Genomic DNA, 16761 nt, shown 5'->3' with positions numbered 1-16761 from the left:
TCAAGGCGCTCATGCTGGCATCCGATGGGCGGCCAGCCCCTGAACGGCGTAACGGCGGGCACGTTGATCGATGTCCTGGAGCGCTTCCAACGAGTCGGCGGGGATCGCGGGCAGGGCGGCAAGGGTCTCCGCAACCAGCGCAGGAATGGACAGGAAGCCGATCCGACGCTCCAGGAAAGCGGCGACCGCGACTTCATTGGCCGCGTTCAATACCGCGGGCGCGGTGCCACCGGCCGCAAGGGCGGCATAGGCCAGTTTCAGGCCGGGAAACGCCTCCAGGTCGGGCTTTTCGAAATCCAGCCGGCCGCCCTGCGTCAGCAGGTCGAGGCCCGATACGCCGGACTCGACCCGGTCGGGCCAGCCCAGGCCAACCGCGAGCGCCGTTCGCATGTCCGGCAGTCCCAGTTGGGCCAATGTGGAGCCGTCGATGAATTCCACCATCGAGTGGACCAGGCTCTGCGGATGAACCAGCACATCGATCCGATCGCCCGGCAAGCCGAACAGGTGGTGCGCCTCGATCACTTCCAGACCCTTGTTCATCAGGGTCGCCGAGTCCACTGAGATCTTCGGGCCCATCGACCACTTGGGATGCTTGATGGCTTCCTCGACCGAAACGTCCGCCAGCGAACTACGGGAGCGGCCGCGGAAGGGGCCACCCGAGGCGGTGAGGATGATCCGCGCCAGGCCGGCGCGGGATTCCCCTGCGGTCAACCGGGTCGCAGCAGGCAGGCACTGGAAAATCGCGTTGTGCTCACTGTCGATCGGCACGATCGTGGCGCCGCCCTCGCGCGCGGCCGCCATCAGCAGCTCACCGGCAAGCACCAGCGACTCCTTGTTGGCCAGCAACAGACGTTTGCCTGCACGTGCCGCTGCCAGCGTCGAGGGCAGGCCCGCCGCGCCAACGATGGCAGCGACCACGGTGTCGCAGTGGTCCCCGGCGGCCAGCTCGCTGACCGCGTCGGCGCCGGCGTGCGCCCGTGTCGTGAGTCCGGCCGCCGCCAGACCGTCGCGCAGCGCCGTGAAGCCGTCCGGGTCGGCGATCACCGCGTGCAGCGGCCGGTGCACCCGACACAACTCGATCAACGCATCGACGTTCTGGCCGGCGCCGAGCACGGTCGCACGCAGGCGCTGCGGGTGCCGCGCGATGACGTCCAGGGCGGAGCTGCCGATGGAGCCGGTGGCGCCCAGTACCGCGATATCGTGGCGGATCGAGTCCGAGGGGGTAGCAACCGCGTTCATCAAAATCCCATCAGGCCTTTGCCCAAGGCAAAAGCGGGCAGGGCGGCGAGCACCCCATCCAGCCGATCCAGTACGCCACCGTGCCCCGGTATCAGGGTGCCGGAGTCTTTCACTCCGGCGTGGCGCTTGAGCAGGCTTTCAAACAGGTCGCCTGCCACCGAGAACAAGGTCGCCACCGTTGCCACCAGGGCAATGGCCGGCAGCTGGCTGCGTTCGGCGCCGGCCAGCAGCGAGATGGCCAGGGCCATCGCCACGCCCGCCACCAGTCCACCGAGCAGTCCCTCGACGGTCTTGTTGGGGCTGATTCTGGGCGACAGCTTGTGCCGGCCGAACTGGCGACCGACGAAGTAAGCACCGCTGTCGGCCGCCCAGACCATCATCAACGCCGTCAGCAACCAGAAGTGCCCCTTGGGAATCGACCCGACCACGCTGACGCTGGGATCACTGGCGTGCAGCCAGCCCAGGGCGCACCAGGCGGGAATGATCGCCAAAGCGCCAGCAGCCAGCTTGAACACGCGCGCATAGGTGGTGTGGTCGCTGCCGAACTGGTAACGGCCCAGCCACACCAGCGCGAGCAGCCACCAGACCACGCCGACCAGCGTTGCCAACTCGAAGAGCGCGAAGCTGAAGCCCGAGCCGGATCTGGATGCCCAGACCAGCGCCACCATCAACGCAACGTGTGCCAGCAACAGGACCGTCTTGGCCAGCGTCTCATCGATGTCGGCCAGGTCAAACCATTCCCACAGGCCCAGCAGGAACACCACAGCGGCCAGCGCCACCAGCCAGGCGGTGGGAAGCAAGAGGATCGCCGCAATGGCGGCCGGAGCCATCACCAGGGCGGCGATAAGGCGGATACGGGTCATTCGGAGCTCTCTTGGATGGGGGCGACCTGCGCACCGGTGAGCCCGAAACGGCGTTCGCGGGAACCGTAATGGTCGAGCGCTCGCTGCAGTGTTGCCGCATCGAGCTCCGGCCACAATGCCTCGGTGAACCACAGTTCGGTGTAGGCCATTTGCCACAGCAGGAAGTTGCTGATGCGCATCTCCCCGCCGGTGCGGATGAAAAGGTCCGGTGCCGGCACGTCGGCGAGCGTCATGCGGTTCGCCATGGCGTCCTCGTCGATGTCTTCGAGCCGGAGTTGTCCGGCTGCGACATCGGCAGCCAGCGCGTGCGCTGCCTGCGTGATGTCCCAGCGGCCACCGTAGCTCGCGGCTATCGACAGCTGCAGGCCGGTGTTGGAGGCGGTCTGCAATTCGGCGGACGCCATCCGGGCGACGATCGCAGGGGTGAAGCGCTCGCGCTGGCCGATGAAGCGGATCCGCACGTTGCGGCGGTCGAGTTCGTCGACCTCACGTTCCAGCGCGTTCATGAACAGCTTCATCAGCGCACCCACCTCACTCTCCGGCCGCCCCCAGTTTTCGCTGGAGAAGGCAAACAGGGTCAGCGCCTGGATGCCCTTGAGGATGCAGAAGTCGATGCAGACATTGACCGCGCGCGCCCCGGCCCGGTGACCGATGATGCGCGGCCGGTGGCGGCGCTCCGCCCAACGCCCGTTGCCATCCATGATGATGGCCAGGTGGCGCGGGATGGCGGGACTGGACGGTTCGGTAGCTGCCATGGTGGCGACGGGCCGGGCCGTCAAACCGACATCAGCTCCTGTTCCTTGGCCTTGACCACCTCGTCGACGTCCTTGATCGCGGCGTCGGTGATCTTCTGGATCTCGTCCTCGACCCGGCGCGCGTCGTCCTCGCTGGCCTCCTTTTCCTTCAGCAGTTCCTTGACCTGCTGGTTGGCGTCGCGACGGATGTTGCGAATCGCAACCTTGGCGTCCTCGCCTTCGGCATTGACCACTTTGGCCAGGTCGCGGCGGCGCTCCTCGGTCAGGGCGGGCAGGTTGATCCGAATCACCGTGCCGGCGGTATTGGGGGTCAAGCCCAGGTCCGAGTTGATGATGGCCCTCTCGACTGCGGCCACCATCGGCTTCTCCCACGGCGTGATGGTCAGCGAGCGCGCGTCGTTGACGGCAATGCTTGCCACCTGCGCCAGCGGCATCTCGGAGCCGTAGTAGTTCACCTTCAGGTGGTCGACCAGGGAGGTGGAGGCACGGCCGGTGCGTACCTTGCTCATCGCCTGGCGCAGCGACTCGATACTTTTGCCCATGCGGGCCTGCGCGTCTTTCGTGATCTCATTCAACATCGCCGGTTCCGGTCTTTGCGGTAATCGGCGAAGTATAGCGAACCGCGGCCGCGGCAGCCCTCGTGATCCGGGTGGGCGGGCGACGTCAGTGGGAGTGGAGGGCGCGGTTGTGCTCGTCGTGCTCGCAGGAAGTGCCGTGCTCGATCTGCAGGGTCGGGTGATTGATGCCGAACCTCTCGTCCAGCTTCCGGTGCAGTCGGTCCAGGAACTCGTCGTGGTCCGCGCTGTCGGCCGGACGGACCACGTGAGCGGTCATCGCGATCTCGCCGGTCCCCAGCGACCAGATGTGCAGGTGGTGGACGTCCACGACTCCCGGCTGGCTGTTGATGTACGCAGCCACCGCCGCTTGGTCTACCGTGCGCGGCACCGCGTCCATCGCCGCGTTGAAACTCTCGCGCAGCAAGCCGAACGCGGTCAGGGCGACTACCACGCTGACCAGCAATGAGATCACCGGGTCCAGCCAGTTCCATCCCAACCACCAGATGCCTGCGCCCGCGCCCACCGCGGCGACCGAGATCGCGGCATCGGCAAGCAAGTGGAGGAATGCACCGCGCCGGTTGAGATCGTGCTCGTGACCATCGCGCATCATCCATGCGCCGCCCAGGTTCACCACGATGCCGACTGCGGCAACCGCCATGATCGAAAGGCCGGGGATCGACGGCGGCGCGCCGAATCGCCGGATCGCCTCCCACCCCAGGGCGCCGGCGAACCCTACCAGCAGCACGGCGTTCGCCAGCGGCGATAGCAGGGTCGCGCGTCGCCAACCGAATGTGTGGCGCTCCGTCGGCGGACGCCGCGCAAGTACGGCCGCGCCCCACGCAAGCGCCAGCCCGAACACGTCACCCAGGTTGTGCAGCGCATCCGACAGCAGCGCCAGGGAGTTGGTGTGGAAGCCGTAGCCGGCCTCAATGACCGTGTAGGCCAGATTGGCCAAGGTGACCACCGCGAAGGCGCGGGTGGCGTGGGGGAGGGCGTGCTGATGCGGTTCGGAATGCATGGCTCAATCGTGCCATGCCGCCGCAGCGGACACTATTCGCTCCGGCCCTGGACCAGCGTGCCGATGTCCTCGCCGCGGAGGATTTTCAACAGCTCACCCGGCTGGCTCATGTCGAAGATGCGCAGCGGCAGGTCGCTGTCGCGGGCGAGCGCGAAAGCCGCGGTATCCATCACCTGCAAGTTGCGCGTGATCACGTCGTCGTACGTCAGCCGGTCGTAGCGCACCGCGTCGGGATACTTGTTGGGGTCCTTGTCGTACACACCGTCGACCTTGGTGGCTTTCAGAAGCAGGTCGGCGCCGATCTCGATCGCCCGCAGGGCGGCGCCCGAGTCGGTCGTGAAGAACGGCGCACCCACTCCCGCGGCGAAGATCACCAGCCGGCCTTTTTCCAGATGGCGGATCGCGCGGCGACGGATGTAGTCCTCGCAGACATCGTTGATCTTGATGGCGCTCATCACCCGCGCCTTCGCGCCCAGCTTCTCCAACGCGTCCTGCATGGCGAGCGCGTTGATCACCGTGGCGAGCATGCCCATCTGATCGCCGGTTACCCGGTCCATCCCGCCAGCAGCAAGCCCGGCGCCGCGGAAGATATTGCCGCCACCGATCACCAGCGCCACTTCGGCGCCCGCGTCCTGGGCTTCCATCACCTCGCGCGCCAGCCGATGGATCACCAGCGGGTCAATGCCGTAGTCCTCGTTGCCCATCAACGCCTCGCCGGACAACTTCAACAGGATGCGGCGGTAGGCGAGCTGGGACATGAGGACCTCGTATGAATAGGTAAGCGGGGCAATTGTACGGGAACGGGGCAGCTTCCTCCGGAGCATCGAGCGGCGGCCCGACCACATGGCATCCCGAGCAATCTAGGAGAAAATACGAACGCGCCAGCGCACATGTGACGGGCGTCACATTTTCGAAGCCTCCATGCATTAACATGTTGTTAAGGAACCCTTAGCCGATCCATAGTCGGGACGCCCAACGGGGGCCATCTACCATCGTTGTCTTAGGGAGCAGTCAATTGTTGAATCCATCCATCCACCGTACCTTGCGGCGCAGCGCGCTAACGGTTGCGCTCGGCCTGTGCTTTGTTTCCGGGGTTCAAGCGCAATCCAACGTCACTGGAGCGATCTTCGGTGTTGCTCCCGCAACCCCTGGCGCCACCGTTGTCGTTCGCAACGTGGATACGGGCTTCGAACGAACGATCACCGTTGACAGCAACGGTCGCTATCGCGCCGCTTCTTTGCCGACTGGTCGTTACGAAGTGAGATTGGTCGACAACGGGGCGACCGTGTCATCCCGCGAAAACGTCGTGGTGAGTATCGCGGGAGGCACGGAAGTGTCTTTCTCGTCGGGTCCTTCGGCCGAAGCAACCACACTTGAAGGCGTCAAGGTAACTGCTACCAGCATCGCGGCGCTGGACGTCTCCTCCGTCGATACGCGCAGCGTATTTTTTGCCGAGGATCTTGAGAAACTTCCGGTTCCGCGCAGCGTCGCGGGAGTTGCGTTGCTCGCCCCCAGCGTCGTCAACAATACCAGTTACGGTGCGCCGAGTTTTGGTGGAAGCGCTTCCTCTGAGAATGCTTACTATATCAACGGCTATGCTGTCACCAATCCGTTGACCAGCATTGGGTTCACTACCCTGCCATTTGATGGCATTGACCAGATGCAGGTGTTGACCGGCGGATACGGGGCGGAATTTGGTCGCTCCACTGGCGGCGTGATCAACCTGACCACCAAGCGCGGCACCAACGAATGGCGGGCCGGTGGCATCATGACCTGGGCGCCGAAGTCGCTGCGCGCCTCGCCGCGCGACCAGATGTATCCCAACACGGGTGCTTTCCCCGCCACCGACGGCAAGTTGTATGCCTACCGTGACCAGAACGAATTATGGACGTCGACGCTGGGTGCTTATGTGGGCGGTCCCATCGTCCAGGACCGGCTATTCTTCTATGCGTCCGGTGAAGTGAACAAGCAGCAGGGCAACAGTGTCGGTTCCGCCATTACCAACCCCAATTCCGCCAGCGGTTACTCCGACTACAAATATCGGATGCCGCGCTGGATGGGCAAGGTTGACTGGAATATCAACGACGACCATATCCTCGAGTTCACCGCAGTCCACGACCAGGAGGATTACCACAGCAAGTTGACCGGCTTCAGCTATGACGACTTCAGGCACAACGACATCCAGGCAGGCGGTTCTAACAGATCCGATAAAAGCGATCTCTACATCGGCAAGTACACCGGCTATCTGACTGATGCCTTGACTCTCAGTCTGATGTACGGCAAGCAGAAGATCGAGCATTCGGATAACCCGTGGGGCTACGATGCCTCTTGCCCACGTTTGTCCGGAAACACCTCGGCGAACAATCAGATGCCTGGCATTATCTATAACCGGACTTGCCAGTTTGCCGCAAACAACAATCTGGCCGGGGCATTTGACGAGACGAAGGGAGGCCGTTTTGATCTTGAATACCGGCTCGGCTCGCACTCCCTGCGCGTCGGTTACGACGACAGTACCGCTCATTCCGTTCTGGGAAGTGAGTACGCCGGAGGTTTCGTCTGGGTGTTCCAGCAGACCGCCGACAAGAACGCGCCTATCGATCCCTCGCACGGTGTTGGGAGCCCGGCTTCTGCCGGTGGCTCTGGACTCGGCGTTCCCGGGTCAAACAAGGGCTATTTCGCCCGCAGGCAGTACTACACTCAACTAGCTGATGTGGAGGTCAAGCAGAGTGCCCAGTACATCGAAGACCGCTGGCAGGTGAGCGATAACGTACTTCTCTCGTTGGGACTGCGCAACGAGCAATTCACCAACTACAACGGCGACGGCATTGCTTACGTGAGTCAGCGGCACCAGCTCGCCCCGCGGTTCGGCGCGAGCTGGGACGTCAACGGCGACTCGTCACTGAAGCTGTTCGCCAACGCGGGCCGCTATCACCTCGCGCTTCCAAATAACGTGTCAGTTCGCGGCGCGGCCGGATCGCTTTACACGCAGGAATACTTCACCTACACGGGCACCGATCCGCGTACCGGCGCGCCAACTGGCCTGGTGAATGTGCCTGTCGATGCCAGCCTCGGTTATACCTGTCCGGGAAGCGGCACTGCCATCTCCTCGAACCTCGAGTGCGGAGAGTCGCCCGATCCGCGCACCGTCGCGGCCAAGAACATGAAGTCCCATTACCAGGACGAATACATCCTCGGCATGCAGCACGAGTTGAACTCGACCTACAACTGGGGTGTAAAGGGTACCTATCGTGAATTGCGCAGCGCAATTGATGACACGTGTGCACCCGCGCTGGGCGGTTCCTGCTTCCTGTTCAACCCTGGCGTTGGCAATACGTTCCAGGAAGAGCAGGCTGACGGGTCGTTCAAGGATGTCTACTATTCCAAGGAAGAGCTTGGCTTCCCGGACCTGAAGCGTAAGTACTACGCCATCGACTTCTACGGCGAGCACCGCTTCAGCAACAACTGGTACGGAAAGTTGGAATACACGTTCTCCAAGAACTGGGGTAACACCGAGGGTCAGCTTGCATCGGACCTCGACACCGGTTCCGGTGGCCAGGAAGATGTGGGTCAGACGCAGGACTGGGACCTGCCTCAGCTCATGGTCGGTGCGAACGGTTATCTGCCAAACCACCGCGCCCACCAGCTGAAGGGCTTTGGTTACTACCAGTTCACGCCGGAATGGCGCATGGGCGTTACGGGCATCGTGAGCTCCGGGCGTCCGCGTAACTGCACCAGCTACTATCCGTCTGCTGATCCGGGGCTATACAACGGTTCGTACTATTACTACTGCGGTCTTCCTGGCAGCGGTACGGAACCCGGTACGGCTGGTTATACTCCGCCGTCACCAGATTACGCCTACTCCCCGCGGGGATCGCATGGCAAGACGCCTTGGACCTATACATTCAACTTGAATGTCGCGTACATGCCGGCATGGGCAAACGACAAGCTCACACTGCAGGCTGACGTGATGAACGTGTTCAACCAGCAAGTTCCAACTTCGTACTACTCGCGGTATGCAAGGGATCGCAACACCCGCGACGAGTTCTACGGTCAGGAGATCAATTTCACCTCGCCCAGGCAGATCCGTTTCACTGCCCGGTATGATTTCTAAGTAAGAACGTGAGCTGGGAAGACCGCCGGGAAATTTATGTCGGCGGTCTTCCGTTCTCGGTTGATTCCCATCCAGCGGTACAGTTGGCAATGCAACAAAAAAGCCGCGGATCACTCCGCGGCTTTTTCTACACTTGCAGCAGGTTTGGCGTTACGCCAGACCGGCCTGCTTCATCACTTCGGACGCGAAGTCGTCGGCCTGCTTTTCGATGCCCTCGCCAACAGCGAGGCGGGCAAAGCTGATGACTTCGGCGCCAGCGGCCTTGAGCACCTGCTCGACGCTCTGGTTGGTGTCAAGCACATACGGCTGGCCGGTCAGGCACAGCTCGTTGACGGTCTTGGCCAGCTTGCCGGCGATCATCTTTTCCAGGATCTCGGCCGGCTTGCCGGTGTCCTTGACCTGGGCCAGGGCGATTTCCTTCTCCTTGGCGATGAACTCGGCAGGCACATGCGCCGGGGAGATATGCGGAGGGTTCATCGCGGCAACGTGCATCGCAAGGCCGCGCGCGAGGTCGGCGTCGCCGCCCTTGATCTCGACCAGCACGCCGATCCGGCCGCCGTGGACGTACGCGGCCACGGTGTTGGCGCTGTCGATGCGGGCCATGCGACGCACCTGCAAGTTCTCGCCGACCTTGGCGACAATGGCGGCGCGGGCTTCTTCGACCGTGTCGCCGGAGGCCAGCTTGGTGCTCTTCAGCGCCTCGATGTCGGCCGCATCAAGGGCAGCCTGGGCAACGGCGTCGGTGAAGTTGAGGAAGTTGTCGTCTTTGGCGACGAAGTCGGTCTCGGAGTTGATCTCGACCAATACAGCCTTGCCGTCAGCTTGGGCGGCGACAACGCGGCCTTCGGCGGCGATGCGGTCGGCCTTCTTGTCGGCCTTGGCCAGGCCCTGCTTGCGCAGCCATTCGGCGGCCGCCTGGACGTCACCGTCGTTGGCCACGAGTGCCTTCTTGCACTCCATCATGCCGGCGCCGGTGCGCTCGCGCAGCTCCTTGACCTGGGATGCGGTTATTTCTGCCATGGGATTACCTCGGGTGTTCGGGGGTTGCACGAGCGGGCTTGCGGTTGACGCTGCAGCCGTAAAGCCAGCAGTGCGTCCGGGCCGATCGTGCTTGAAAGGGGCCGCGCCGCTGCGCAAAGGCGGCGGCGCGGCTCGTGCTTACTCGGCCTTGGCTGCCGTGTCTGCAGCCGGCTTCACTTGCTCGGCGGTGACATTCTCGTCGGTCTCGTCAGCCTTGGCGGCCTTCTTGGCCGGTGCGCGGCGCGGCGCCTTGCCGGTATCGGCCTCGGCGAAGTCCTCTTCGCGAACGCTGGCGGCGGACGGCGCAGCGGCCTTGCCTTCCAGCACCGCGTCGGCGGCGGCACGGGCGTAGAGCTGCACGGCGCGGATCGCGTCGTCGTTGCCCGGGATCGCGTAATCAACCAGGGTCGGGTCGTAGTTGGTGTCGACCACGGCGATGACCGGAATGCCGAGCTTCTTGGCTTCCTTGATCGCGATGTCCTCATGGCCGATGTCGATCACGAAGATCGCGTCCGGGAGGCGGTTCATTTCCTTGATGCCGCCCAGGGAGGCCATCTTCTTGTCGCGCTCGCGCTGCAGGTTAAGCACTTCGTGCTTGACCAGCTTCTCGAAGGTGCCATCGGTTTCGGCAGCTTCCAGCTCCTTCAGACGGCCGACCGACTTCTTCACCGTGGCGAAGTTGGTCAGCGTGCCGCCCAGCCAACGCTGGTTCATGTAGGGCATGCCGCAACGCTCGGCTTCTTCCTTGATCGACTCACGCGCACTGCGCTTGGTGCCCAGGAACAGGACGATGCCGCGCTTCTGCGCAATGCTGGAGATGAAGTTCATCGCGTCGTTGAACAACGGGACGGTCTTCTCCAGGTTGATGATGTGGATCTTGCCGCGCGCGCCGAAGATGTACGGACCCATCTTGGGGTTCCAGTAACGCGTCTGGTGGCCGAAATGGACGCCGGCTTCCAGCATCTGGCGCATGGTGATCTGAGGCATGGGGTGCAACTCCGATAGGGGAATCCGGCCGCCAAAGGGTTGGGGCGACTGCACCGGCAAGGCCGGCGCCAAGGATTCCGGGGTTAGGCTTCCCCGCTGCTTCCGTGACCGAACTTCGCGGCTTGTGGCCTTGAAGCACCCCGGCACGGGCTTTGGCAGCAGGTGTGTATTCGCCGGTGTCGTCCGGCGTGGACGCAGGTGATTGATCCACCCAGCCGCTCAATTGTACGCGAGCCTTTTCAGGGCCGCAATCCAAGGCACTCCCACGTCAGCGGGCGGCGAGTGCATTGCCTCGCGGATGGCGGGGCTTCAGGGCAACGCCAAATCGGCGATAATGGATAGATGCCTATCAACCTCAAAACCCCCGCAGAAATCGAGAAGATGCGTATCGCCGGCCGACTGGCCGCCGAAGTGCTCCAGATCGTCGCCCCGCACGTGAAGCCGGGTGTGACCACTGAAGAGCTCGATCGGATCTGTCATGACCATATCGTCAAGGTGCAGGGCGCGATCCCGGCCAACGTCGGTTACAAGGGCTTCCCCAAGGCCGTGTGCACCTCGGTTAACAATGTCATCTGCCACGGGATACCGGCCGAGTCGAAGGTTCTCAAGGACGGCGATATCGTCAACATCGACGTGACCGTGATCAAGGACGGCTGGCACGGCGACACCAGCCGCATGTACTACGTCGGCACTCCGTCGGTACTGGCCAAGCGTCTGGTGGAAGTCACCCGCGAGGCGATGTTCCGCGGCATCCGCGCGGTCCGCCCGGGCGCGACACTGGGCGACGTGGGTCACGCGATCCAGCAGTACGCCGAGAGCGAGCGCTTCAGCGTGGTGCGCGAGTACTGCGGCCACGGCATCGGCAAGGTCTACCACGACGAACCGCAGGTCCTGCACTACGGTAATGCCGGCGAAGGGCTGGTCTTGAAACCGGGTATGACGTTCACCATCGAGCCGATGATAAATGCCGGCAAGCGCCACACCCGCGTGCTGCCGGACGGCTGGACGGTGGTCACCAAGGACCGCTCGCTGTCGGCCCAGTGGGAACACACCGTGGTGGTCACCGACGACGGCGTGGAGATCCTCACCCGCCTGCCGGGTGACGACAACGACCTATGAAGCCTCCTGGTCCCGGGGACAACCGGGCATCGTTCCCGGGAGTGACTGACGGGCCGGACCGGGCCGAAGTCGGCCAGGATGCGGACTGGGCGGCGCACGCGCGTGAGCATCTTGCCCGTGCGGATGCGGCATTCGCCAGCCGCTTTGATTCGGATGCCGAGATCGACCGTCTGCTGGCCGAGCGCGCCGCGGAGGTCGACGCAGTCGTCCAGGCCGCCTGGCAACGCTGCATTCCCGCGGGCGCCGAACTGGCGCTGTTTGCTGTCGGTGGCTACGGGCGCGGCGAGCTCTATCCGCAATCGGACATCGACCTGCTGGTGCTCGCCGAACCGGCCGAATCGCAGGCCCACGCCGAGGACCTGGCGCGCCTGTTCGCCCTGTTGTGGGACTGCGGGCTGCCGGTCGGCCACGCGGTGCGCTCGCTGGAGCAGTGCACCCAGGCATCCATCGAGGACATCACGGTACTGACCGCCTTGCTGGAAGCGCGGCCGTTGATGGCCAACGAGCACGAGCGGCGGGAATTGCAGGGCGCGGTGTCGCCGCGCCTGGTGTGGCCGCCGCAACAGTTCTTCGAGGCCAAGCGGCTGGAGCTGCGTGAGCGGCATGCGCGCTTTGACGACACCGCCGACAACCTCGAGCCCAACCTGAAGGAAGGCCCGGGCGGTTTGCGCGACGTGCAGACCCTCAACTGGATGGCGCTGCGCATCATCGGTACCGCGGACATGGAGTCGCTGGTGGCATTCGGTCAGATGGGTGCCGACGAGGTGGCGACGCTGGAGCGTGAGCGCCGTGCGCTGGCCCGGCTTCGCTATGGCCTGCATCTGGTGGCCGGCAAGCGCGAAGAGCGACTGCGATTCGATTACCAGAAGCTGCTCGCCGCCCGTCTTGGCTTCGAGGACGTCGGCGGAACCCTGGCCGTCGAGCAGATGATGCAGGGCTTTTACCGCAACGCCTCGCTGGTGCTGCGCATCGGAGAGCGGTTGCTGCAACGCTTTGAGGAGCAGCTGGAAGGCGAGGCCGAACCGGAACCGCTGGACGAACTGTTCGAGCTGCGCCGGGGCTATCTGGCCGCGCGCGATCCGGACTGGCCGCGCGATCCCGGCGAGGTCTTCGCCCTGTTCTCGACCTGGGCGGCGCGCGGTGAACTGAGCGGGCTGCATTCCCATACCGCACGCGCGCTCGCCGAAGCGTTGCCGGGCCTGCCTGACTTTGCCAGCGCGACGCCGGAGTTGCACCAGCAGTTCCTGCGCCTGCTGCGTGGCCCGCAGCCGGTGCGCACGCTGACCCGGATGGCGCGGCTGGGCGTGCTCGGACGCTGGATCCCGGCGTTCCTGAAGGTGTCCGGGCGGATGCAGTTCGACCTGTTCCACGTTTACACGGTCGACCAGCACACCCTGGCCGTGTTGAAGAACATCGCCTCCTTCGCCCGCAGTGAGTCCAGTGAGCGTTTCGCGCTGGCCCACGAGATCTGGCCGCGGCTGCGCAAACCCGAGCTGCTGTTGCTGGCCGGACTGTTCCACGACATCGGCAAGGGCCGCGGCGGGGACCACTCCGAGCTGGGCGCCGAGGATGCGCGCGTGTTCTGCATCACCATCGGCCTGGGTGAGGCGGACACGGCGCTGGTGGAATGGCTGGTGCGCAAACACCTGCTGATGTCGATCACCGCGCAGAAGCAGGACATCGCCGACCCGGACGTGATTCACCGTTTTGCCACGTTGGTCGAGGATCGCGAACGGCTGGACCATCTCTATCTGCTGACCTGCGCGGACATCGCCGGCACCTCGCCCAAGCTGTGGAACGCGTGGAAGAACCGGCTGATGGCCGACCTCTACACCGCGACGCGGCTGGCCCTGCGGCGCGGGCTGGAAAATCCGGTCGCGGTCGCCGAGCACATCGCCGAGACGCGGCAGGCGGTGGAAGGCCTGCTGGCCGCCCAGGGCATGGATGAGGCGACAATCGCCGAACTGTTCCTGCGCATGCCCGAGGCCGGGTTCCAGCGCGGCCGGCCCTACCAGCTCGCCTGGCAGGCGGCCGCGCTGCATGGGCTTGAGCCGGGACGGACCACGGTGCGCGTGCGCCCGGTCGCCGCCGACACCGGCGCGCTGGAAGTGTTCGTGCACTCGCTGGATCGCGACGGTCTGTTCGCCGCGATCGTTGCCGTGCTCGACCGCTGCGGCCTGGAGATCCAGCAGGCGCGGGTGCTGGACGGCCCCAATGGCACCATTTTCGACACCTTTGAAGTGATCCCCGGTGATTCGCGTCGCGCCCCGGTTGCGGCCGACGTCGAAGAGCGTCTGTCGCTCGCGCTGGACGGCCCGCTGGACGACATCCGCCCGGCCAAGCGCACCCAGCCGCGGCACCTGCGACACTTCCGCATCGCACCCAAGATCGGTTTCGACGATGCCGGCGAGGGGCGGACCACCCTGAGCCTGGTGTGCACCGATCGCCCCGGCTTGCTCGCCGATGTCGCGCAGATCCTGCGCAACCAGCACATGCGCGTCCACGACGCGCGGATCGCCACCTTTGGCGCCCGCGCCGAGGACGTCTTCCAGATCACCGCTACCGATTCCAGCGGCCACAGCCGGCCATTGGATGCGGACCGCCAACAGGCACTGAGCACCGCATTGCTTGCCTGTCTTGAAGGAGAACCGTTGTGACCCCCAGCAACACTGCCCAGAACCCCGCCAGCACCGACGAGCTTCAAGCCGTGATCGAAGACGCGTTCGAGCGGCGCGAAACCCTTGCCCCTGAAGAACTTGCCGGCTCCGTCACGCCGATGGTCGAGCGCGCCATTGCCGGCATCGAGTCGGGCGAGCTGCGCGTGGCCGAGCCGGACGGCAGCGATGGCTGGAAGGTCAATGAATGGCTCAAGAAGGCGGTGTTGCTGTACTTCCGCACCCAGGAGATGGGCGTCATCGATGGCCGGCCTGCACCGTTCTGGGACAAGATCCCGGCGCGTTTCGGCGACTTCGACGAGGCCGCGTTCCGCGAGGTTGGTGCGCGCGTTGTGCCCGGTGCGATCGTCCGTCGCGGCGCCCATATCGGCCGCGACGTGGTGCTGATGCCCAGCTTCGTCAACATCGGTGCCTACGTGGGCGAGGGGACCATGGTGGACACCTGGGCGACCGTCGGTTCCTGCGCGCAGATCGGCAAGCACTGCCACCTGTCCGGCGGCGCCGGTATCGGCGGCGTGCTGGAGCCGCTGCAGGCCACGCCCACGATCATCGAGGACCACTGCTTCATCGGCGCGCGATCGGAGGTGGTCGAGGGCTTCGTGGTCGGCCATCACAGCGTGATCGGCATGGGCGTGTTCCTTGGCCAGAGCACCCGCGTCTACAACCGCGCCACCGGCGAGGTCAGCTACGGCAGCGTGCCGCCCTACAGCGTCGTGGTCTCCGGGCAGTTGCCGGCGGCGGACGGCTCGCACTCCCTGTACTGCGCGGTGATCGTCAAGCAGGTGGATGAGCGGACCCGCTCCAAGACCAGCATCAACGACCTGCTGCGCGGGCTGGCCGACTGAGGAGGCAGCCATGACCACCACCCTCTACGGCCTGGCAAACTGCGACACCTGCCGCAAGGCGCGCAAGTGGCTGGACCGATTCGGGATTCCCCACGAATTCATCGATTACCGCGACAACCGGCAGTCGCCGGAGACGCTGGTGGAATGGCAGGAAAAGCTGGGCGGCTGGGAGGCGATGATCAACAAATCCTCAACCACCTGGCGGCAGCTGCCGGAGTCGCGCAAAAATCCGGGCTCGGACGCGGAGTGGAAGTTGCTGCTCAAGGAGTACCCGCAGTTGATCCGGCGCCCGGTCGTGGTCACCGACGACGGCCAGATCTCCCAGCGCTTCAGTGACAACGGTTTCAAGCAGCGCTTCGGCCAATGAGCAGCGACGTTCTGGCGCTTACCCGTGAGTTGATCAGCCGGGCCTCGGTGACACCCGACGATGCAGGTTGCCAGGCGCTGATCAGCGAGCGCCTGCAACGCGCCGGTTTCGTTTGCGAGCGCATGCGATTCGGCGCGGTGGACAACCTTTGGGCGACGCACGGGCAGGGCGACGGGCCAACGCTGGTTCTGCTGGGCCATACCGACGTGGTGCCCCCAGGACCCGTAGCGGACTGGACCAGTGACCCGTTTGCGCCGGAGGTCCGCGACGGTGTGCTGTACGGCCGCGGCGCGGCGGACATGAAGGGCAGCGTTGCCGCGTTCGTCATCGCCGCCGAGCGCTTCGTCGCTGCGCATCCCGGCCACGCCGGCCGGCTGGCCCTGTTGCTGACCTCCGATGAGGAGGGCGACGCGATCGACGGCGTGCGCCGGGTGACCGAGCTGTTCCGTGAGCGCGGTGAGCGCATCGACTGGTGCATCACCGGCGAGCCGTCCTCGACCACGAAGCTGGGCGATCTGCTGCGCGTCGGTCGGCGTGGCAGCCTCACTGCGACCCTCGACGTGCACGGTATCCAGGGCCATGTCGCCTACCCGGACAAGGCGCGCAACCCGGTTCACCAGGCGCTGCCGGCACTGGCAGAGCTGGCCGCGCGACGCTGGGACGAGGGCTTCGAAACCTTTCCGCCCACCAGCCTGCAGATCAGCAACATCCGAGCGGGCACCGGTGCTAGCAACGTGATTCCCGGTGCCCTGCAAGTGGTATTCAACCTGCGCTACAACCCGACCTGGAACGCTACCGCCCTGGAGCAGGAGTGCGAGGAGGTGCTGCGCGCGCACGGGCTGGATTACGCGATTCATTGGCATCGCAGTGGTGAGCCGTTCTTTACCCCGGAGGGTCCTCTGCGGCAGGCCGCGCGCGAGGTGCTGACCGCCTATGGCGGCGAGCCACCGGAGGAAAGTACCGGCGGTGGCACGTCTGATGCGCGCTTCATCGCGACGCTGGGAACCCAGTGCATCGAGGTCGGCCCGGTGAATGCCAGCATCCACCAGGTGGACGAGAACGTGGCTGTAGCCGATCTGGAAGCGCTACCCGACCTGTATCAGGCGTTGGTCGAGAAGCTGCTGGTGCCAACGGTCGCGTGAGTTCGCCGGAGCGAAGCGCTTTCCGCGCCTGATCCGACCCGACGGTCGGCGACGCCGTCTAAC

The 16761-nt window shown here is 64.8% G+C and carries 14 protein-coding genes; 6 read left to right on the top strand and 8 right to left on the bottom strand.

Annotated elements, in window-relative coordinates:
• Positions 1-9: 9 nt before the first annotated feature.
• The 6 genes from KZ491_RS05820 to pyrH form a co-directional block, all read right to left on the bottom strand.
• Entirely contained in the window at positions 10-1239 is a 1230-nt protein-coding gene (locus KZ491_RS05820) for a 1-deoxy-D-xylulose-5-phosphate reductoisomerase (protein ID WP_222564936.1), read from the bottom strand.
• Complete coding sequence (locus tag KZ491_RS05815; RefSeq protein WP_222564935.1) at positions 1239-2102, bottom strand: phosphatidate cytidylyltransferase; 864 nt, start codon at positions 2100-2102, stop codon at positions 1239-1241. The genes KZ491_RS05820 and KZ491_RS05815 overlap by 1 nt, the downstream gene beginning before the upstream one ends.
• Complete coding sequence (uppS, locus tag KZ491_RS05810; protein ID WP_222564934.1) at positions 2099-2857, bottom strand: polyprenyl diphosphate synthase; 759 nt, start codon at positions 2855-2857, stop codon at positions 2099-2101. Before uppS ends, KZ491_RS05815 begins: the two co-directional genes overlap by 4 nt.
• Before the next feature lie 20 nt (positions 2858-2877).
• On the bottom strand, positions 2878-3435 hold the full coding sequence (frr, locus tag KZ491_RS05805; protein WP_222564933.1) for a ribosome recycling factor: 558 nt from the start codon (positions 3433-3435) through the stop codon (positions 2878-2880).
• Between the two features lie 85 nt (positions 3436-3520).
• Entirely contained in the window at positions 3521-4432 is a 912-nt protein-coding gene (locus tag KZ491_RS05800) for a cation diffusion facilitator family transporter (RefSeq protein ID WP_222564932.1), read from the bottom strand.
• 32 nt (positions 4433-4464) lie between these two features.
• A complete protein-coding gene (gene pyrH / locus KZ491_RS05795) occupies positions 4465-5190 on the bottom strand; it encodes a UMP kinase (protein WP_222564931.1) in 726 nt (241 codons plus the stop codon).
• A 260-nt stretch (positions 5191-5450) separates the two neighbouring features.
• Here pyrH and KZ491_RS05790 point away from each other — a divergent pair, with 260 nt between their 5' ends.
• Positions 5451-8543 (top strand): TonB-dependent receptor, encoded by a 3093-nt coding sequence (locus KZ491_RS05790; protein WP_222564930.1) that lies wholly within the window; start codon positions 5451-5453, stop codon positions 8541-8543.
• A 150-nt stretch (positions 8544-8693) separates the two neighbouring features.
• Here KZ491_RS05790 and tsf read toward each other — a convergent pair whose 3' ends face one another.
• The gene (tsf, locus tag KZ491_RS05785; protein ID WP_222564929.1) at positions 8694-9563 is read right to left on the bottom strand and encodes a translation elongation factor Ts; all 870 of its coding nucleotides are present in this window, start codon (positions 9561-9563) and stop codon (positions 8694-8696) included.
• A 138-nt stretch (positions 9564-9701) separates the two neighbouring features.
• Complete coding sequence (gene rpsB / locus KZ491_RS05780) at positions 9702-10550, bottom strand: 30S ribosomal protein S2 (RefSeq protein ID WP_222564928.1); 849 nt, start codon at positions 10548-10550, stop codon at positions 9702-9704.
• Between the two features lie 342 nt (positions 10551-10892).
• Between rpsB and map the strand changes: the two genes are divergently transcribed.
• From map to dapE, 5 genes are read left to right on the top strand one after another with little or no spacing between them, the layout of a single operon-like run.
• Entirely contained in the window at positions 10893-11669 is a 777-nt protein-coding gene (gene map, locus KZ491_RS05775) for a type I methionyl aminopeptidase (RefSeq protein WP_222564927.1), read from the top strand.
• On the top strand, positions 11666-14326 hold the full coding sequence (gene glnD / locus KZ491_RS05770) for a [protein-PII] uridylyltransferase (protein ID WP_246606587.1): 2661 nt from the start codon (positions 11666-11668) through the stop codon (positions 14324-14326). Before map ends, glnD begins: the two co-directional genes overlap by 4 nt.
• Positions 14323-15189 carry a 2,3,4,5-tetrahydropyridine-2,6-dicarboxylate N-succinyltransferase gene (gene dapD, locus KZ491_RS05765; RefSeq protein ID WP_222564926.1) on the top strand — a complete coding sequence of 289 codons (867 nt, stop codon included), beginning with the start codon at positions 14323-14325 and terminating at the stop codon, positions 15187-15189. Before glnD ends, dapD begins: the two co-directional genes overlap by 4 nt.
• A gap of 10 nt (positions 15190-15199) precedes the next feature.
• The gene (locus KZ491_RS05760) at positions 15200-15556 is read left to right on the top strand and encodes a Spx/MgsR family RNA polymerase-binding regulatory protein (RefSeq protein WP_043958913.1); all 357 of its coding nucleotides are present in this window, start codon (positions 15200-15202) and stop codon (positions 15554-15556) included.
• The gene (dapE, locus tag KZ491_RS05755; RefSeq protein ID WP_222564925.1) at positions 15553-16698 is read left to right on the top strand and encodes a succinyl-diaminopimelate desuccinylase; all 1146 of its coding nucleotides are present in this window, start codon (positions 15553-15555) and stop codon (positions 16696-16698) included. Before KZ491_RS05760 ends, dapE begins: the two co-directional genes overlap by 4 nt.
• Positions 16699-16761 lie beyond the last annotated feature (63 nt).

Source organism: Novilysobacter antarcticus, assembly GCF_019802285.1.
GTDB lineage: Bacteria > Pseudomonadota > Gammaproteobacteria > Xanthomonadales > Xanthomonadaceae > Novilysobacter > Novilysobacter antarcticus.
Note: the sequence above shows the minus strand (reverse complement) of the source record. Positions and strands in the feature narration are given on the sequence as shown.

Excerpts from the sequence above, each read along its gene's own strand:
- dapE (WP_222564925.1), top strand. The coding sequence starts at position 15,553 with ATGAGCAGCGACGTTCTGGCGCTTACCCGTGAGTTGATCAGCCGGGCC.
- tsf (WP_222564929.1), bottom strand. The coding sequence starts at position 9,563 with ATGGCAGAAATAACCGCATCCCAGGTCAAGGAGCTGCGCGAGCGCACC.
- KZ491_RS05820 (WP_222564936.1), bottom strand. The coding sequence starts at position 1,239 with ATGAACGCGGTTGCTACCCCCTCGGACTCGATCCGCCACGATATCGCG.
- frr (WP_222564933.1), bottom strand. The coding sequence starts at position 3,435 with ATGTTGAATGAGATCACGAAAGACGCGCAGGCCCGCATGGGCAAAAGT.
- KZ491_RS05800 (WP_222564932.1), bottom strand. The coding sequence starts at position 4,432 with ATGCATTCCGAACCGCATCAGCACGCCCTCCCCCACGCCACCCGCGCC.
- rpsB (WP_222564928.1), bottom strand. The coding sequence starts at position 10,550 with ATGCCTCAGATCACCATGCGCCAGATGCTGGAAGCCGGCGTCCATTTC.
- KZ491_RS05815 (WP_222564935.1), bottom strand. The coding sequence starts at position 2,102 with ATGACCCGTATCCGCCTTATCGCCGCCCTGGTGATGGCTCCGGCCGCC.
- uppS (WP_222564934.1), bottom strand. The coding sequence starts at position 2,857 with ATGGCAGCTACCGAACCGTCCAGTCCCGCCATCCCGCGCCACCTGGCC.
- map (WP_222564927.1), top strand. The coding sequence starts at position 10,893 with ATGCCTATCAACCTCAAAACCCCCGCAGAAATCGAGAAGATGCGTATC.
- KZ491_RS05760 (WP_043958913.1), top strand. The coding sequence starts at position 15,200 with ATGACCACCACCCTCTACGGCCTGGCAAACTGCGACACCTGCCGCAAG.
- glnD (WP_246606587.1), top strand. The coding sequence starts at position 11,666 with ATGAAGCCTCCTGGTCCCGGGGACAACCGGGCATCGTTCCCGGGAGTG.
- pyrH (WP_222564931.1), bottom strand. The coding sequence starts at position 5,190 with ATGTCCCAGCTCGCCTACCGCCGCATCCTGTTGAAGTTGTCCGGCGAG.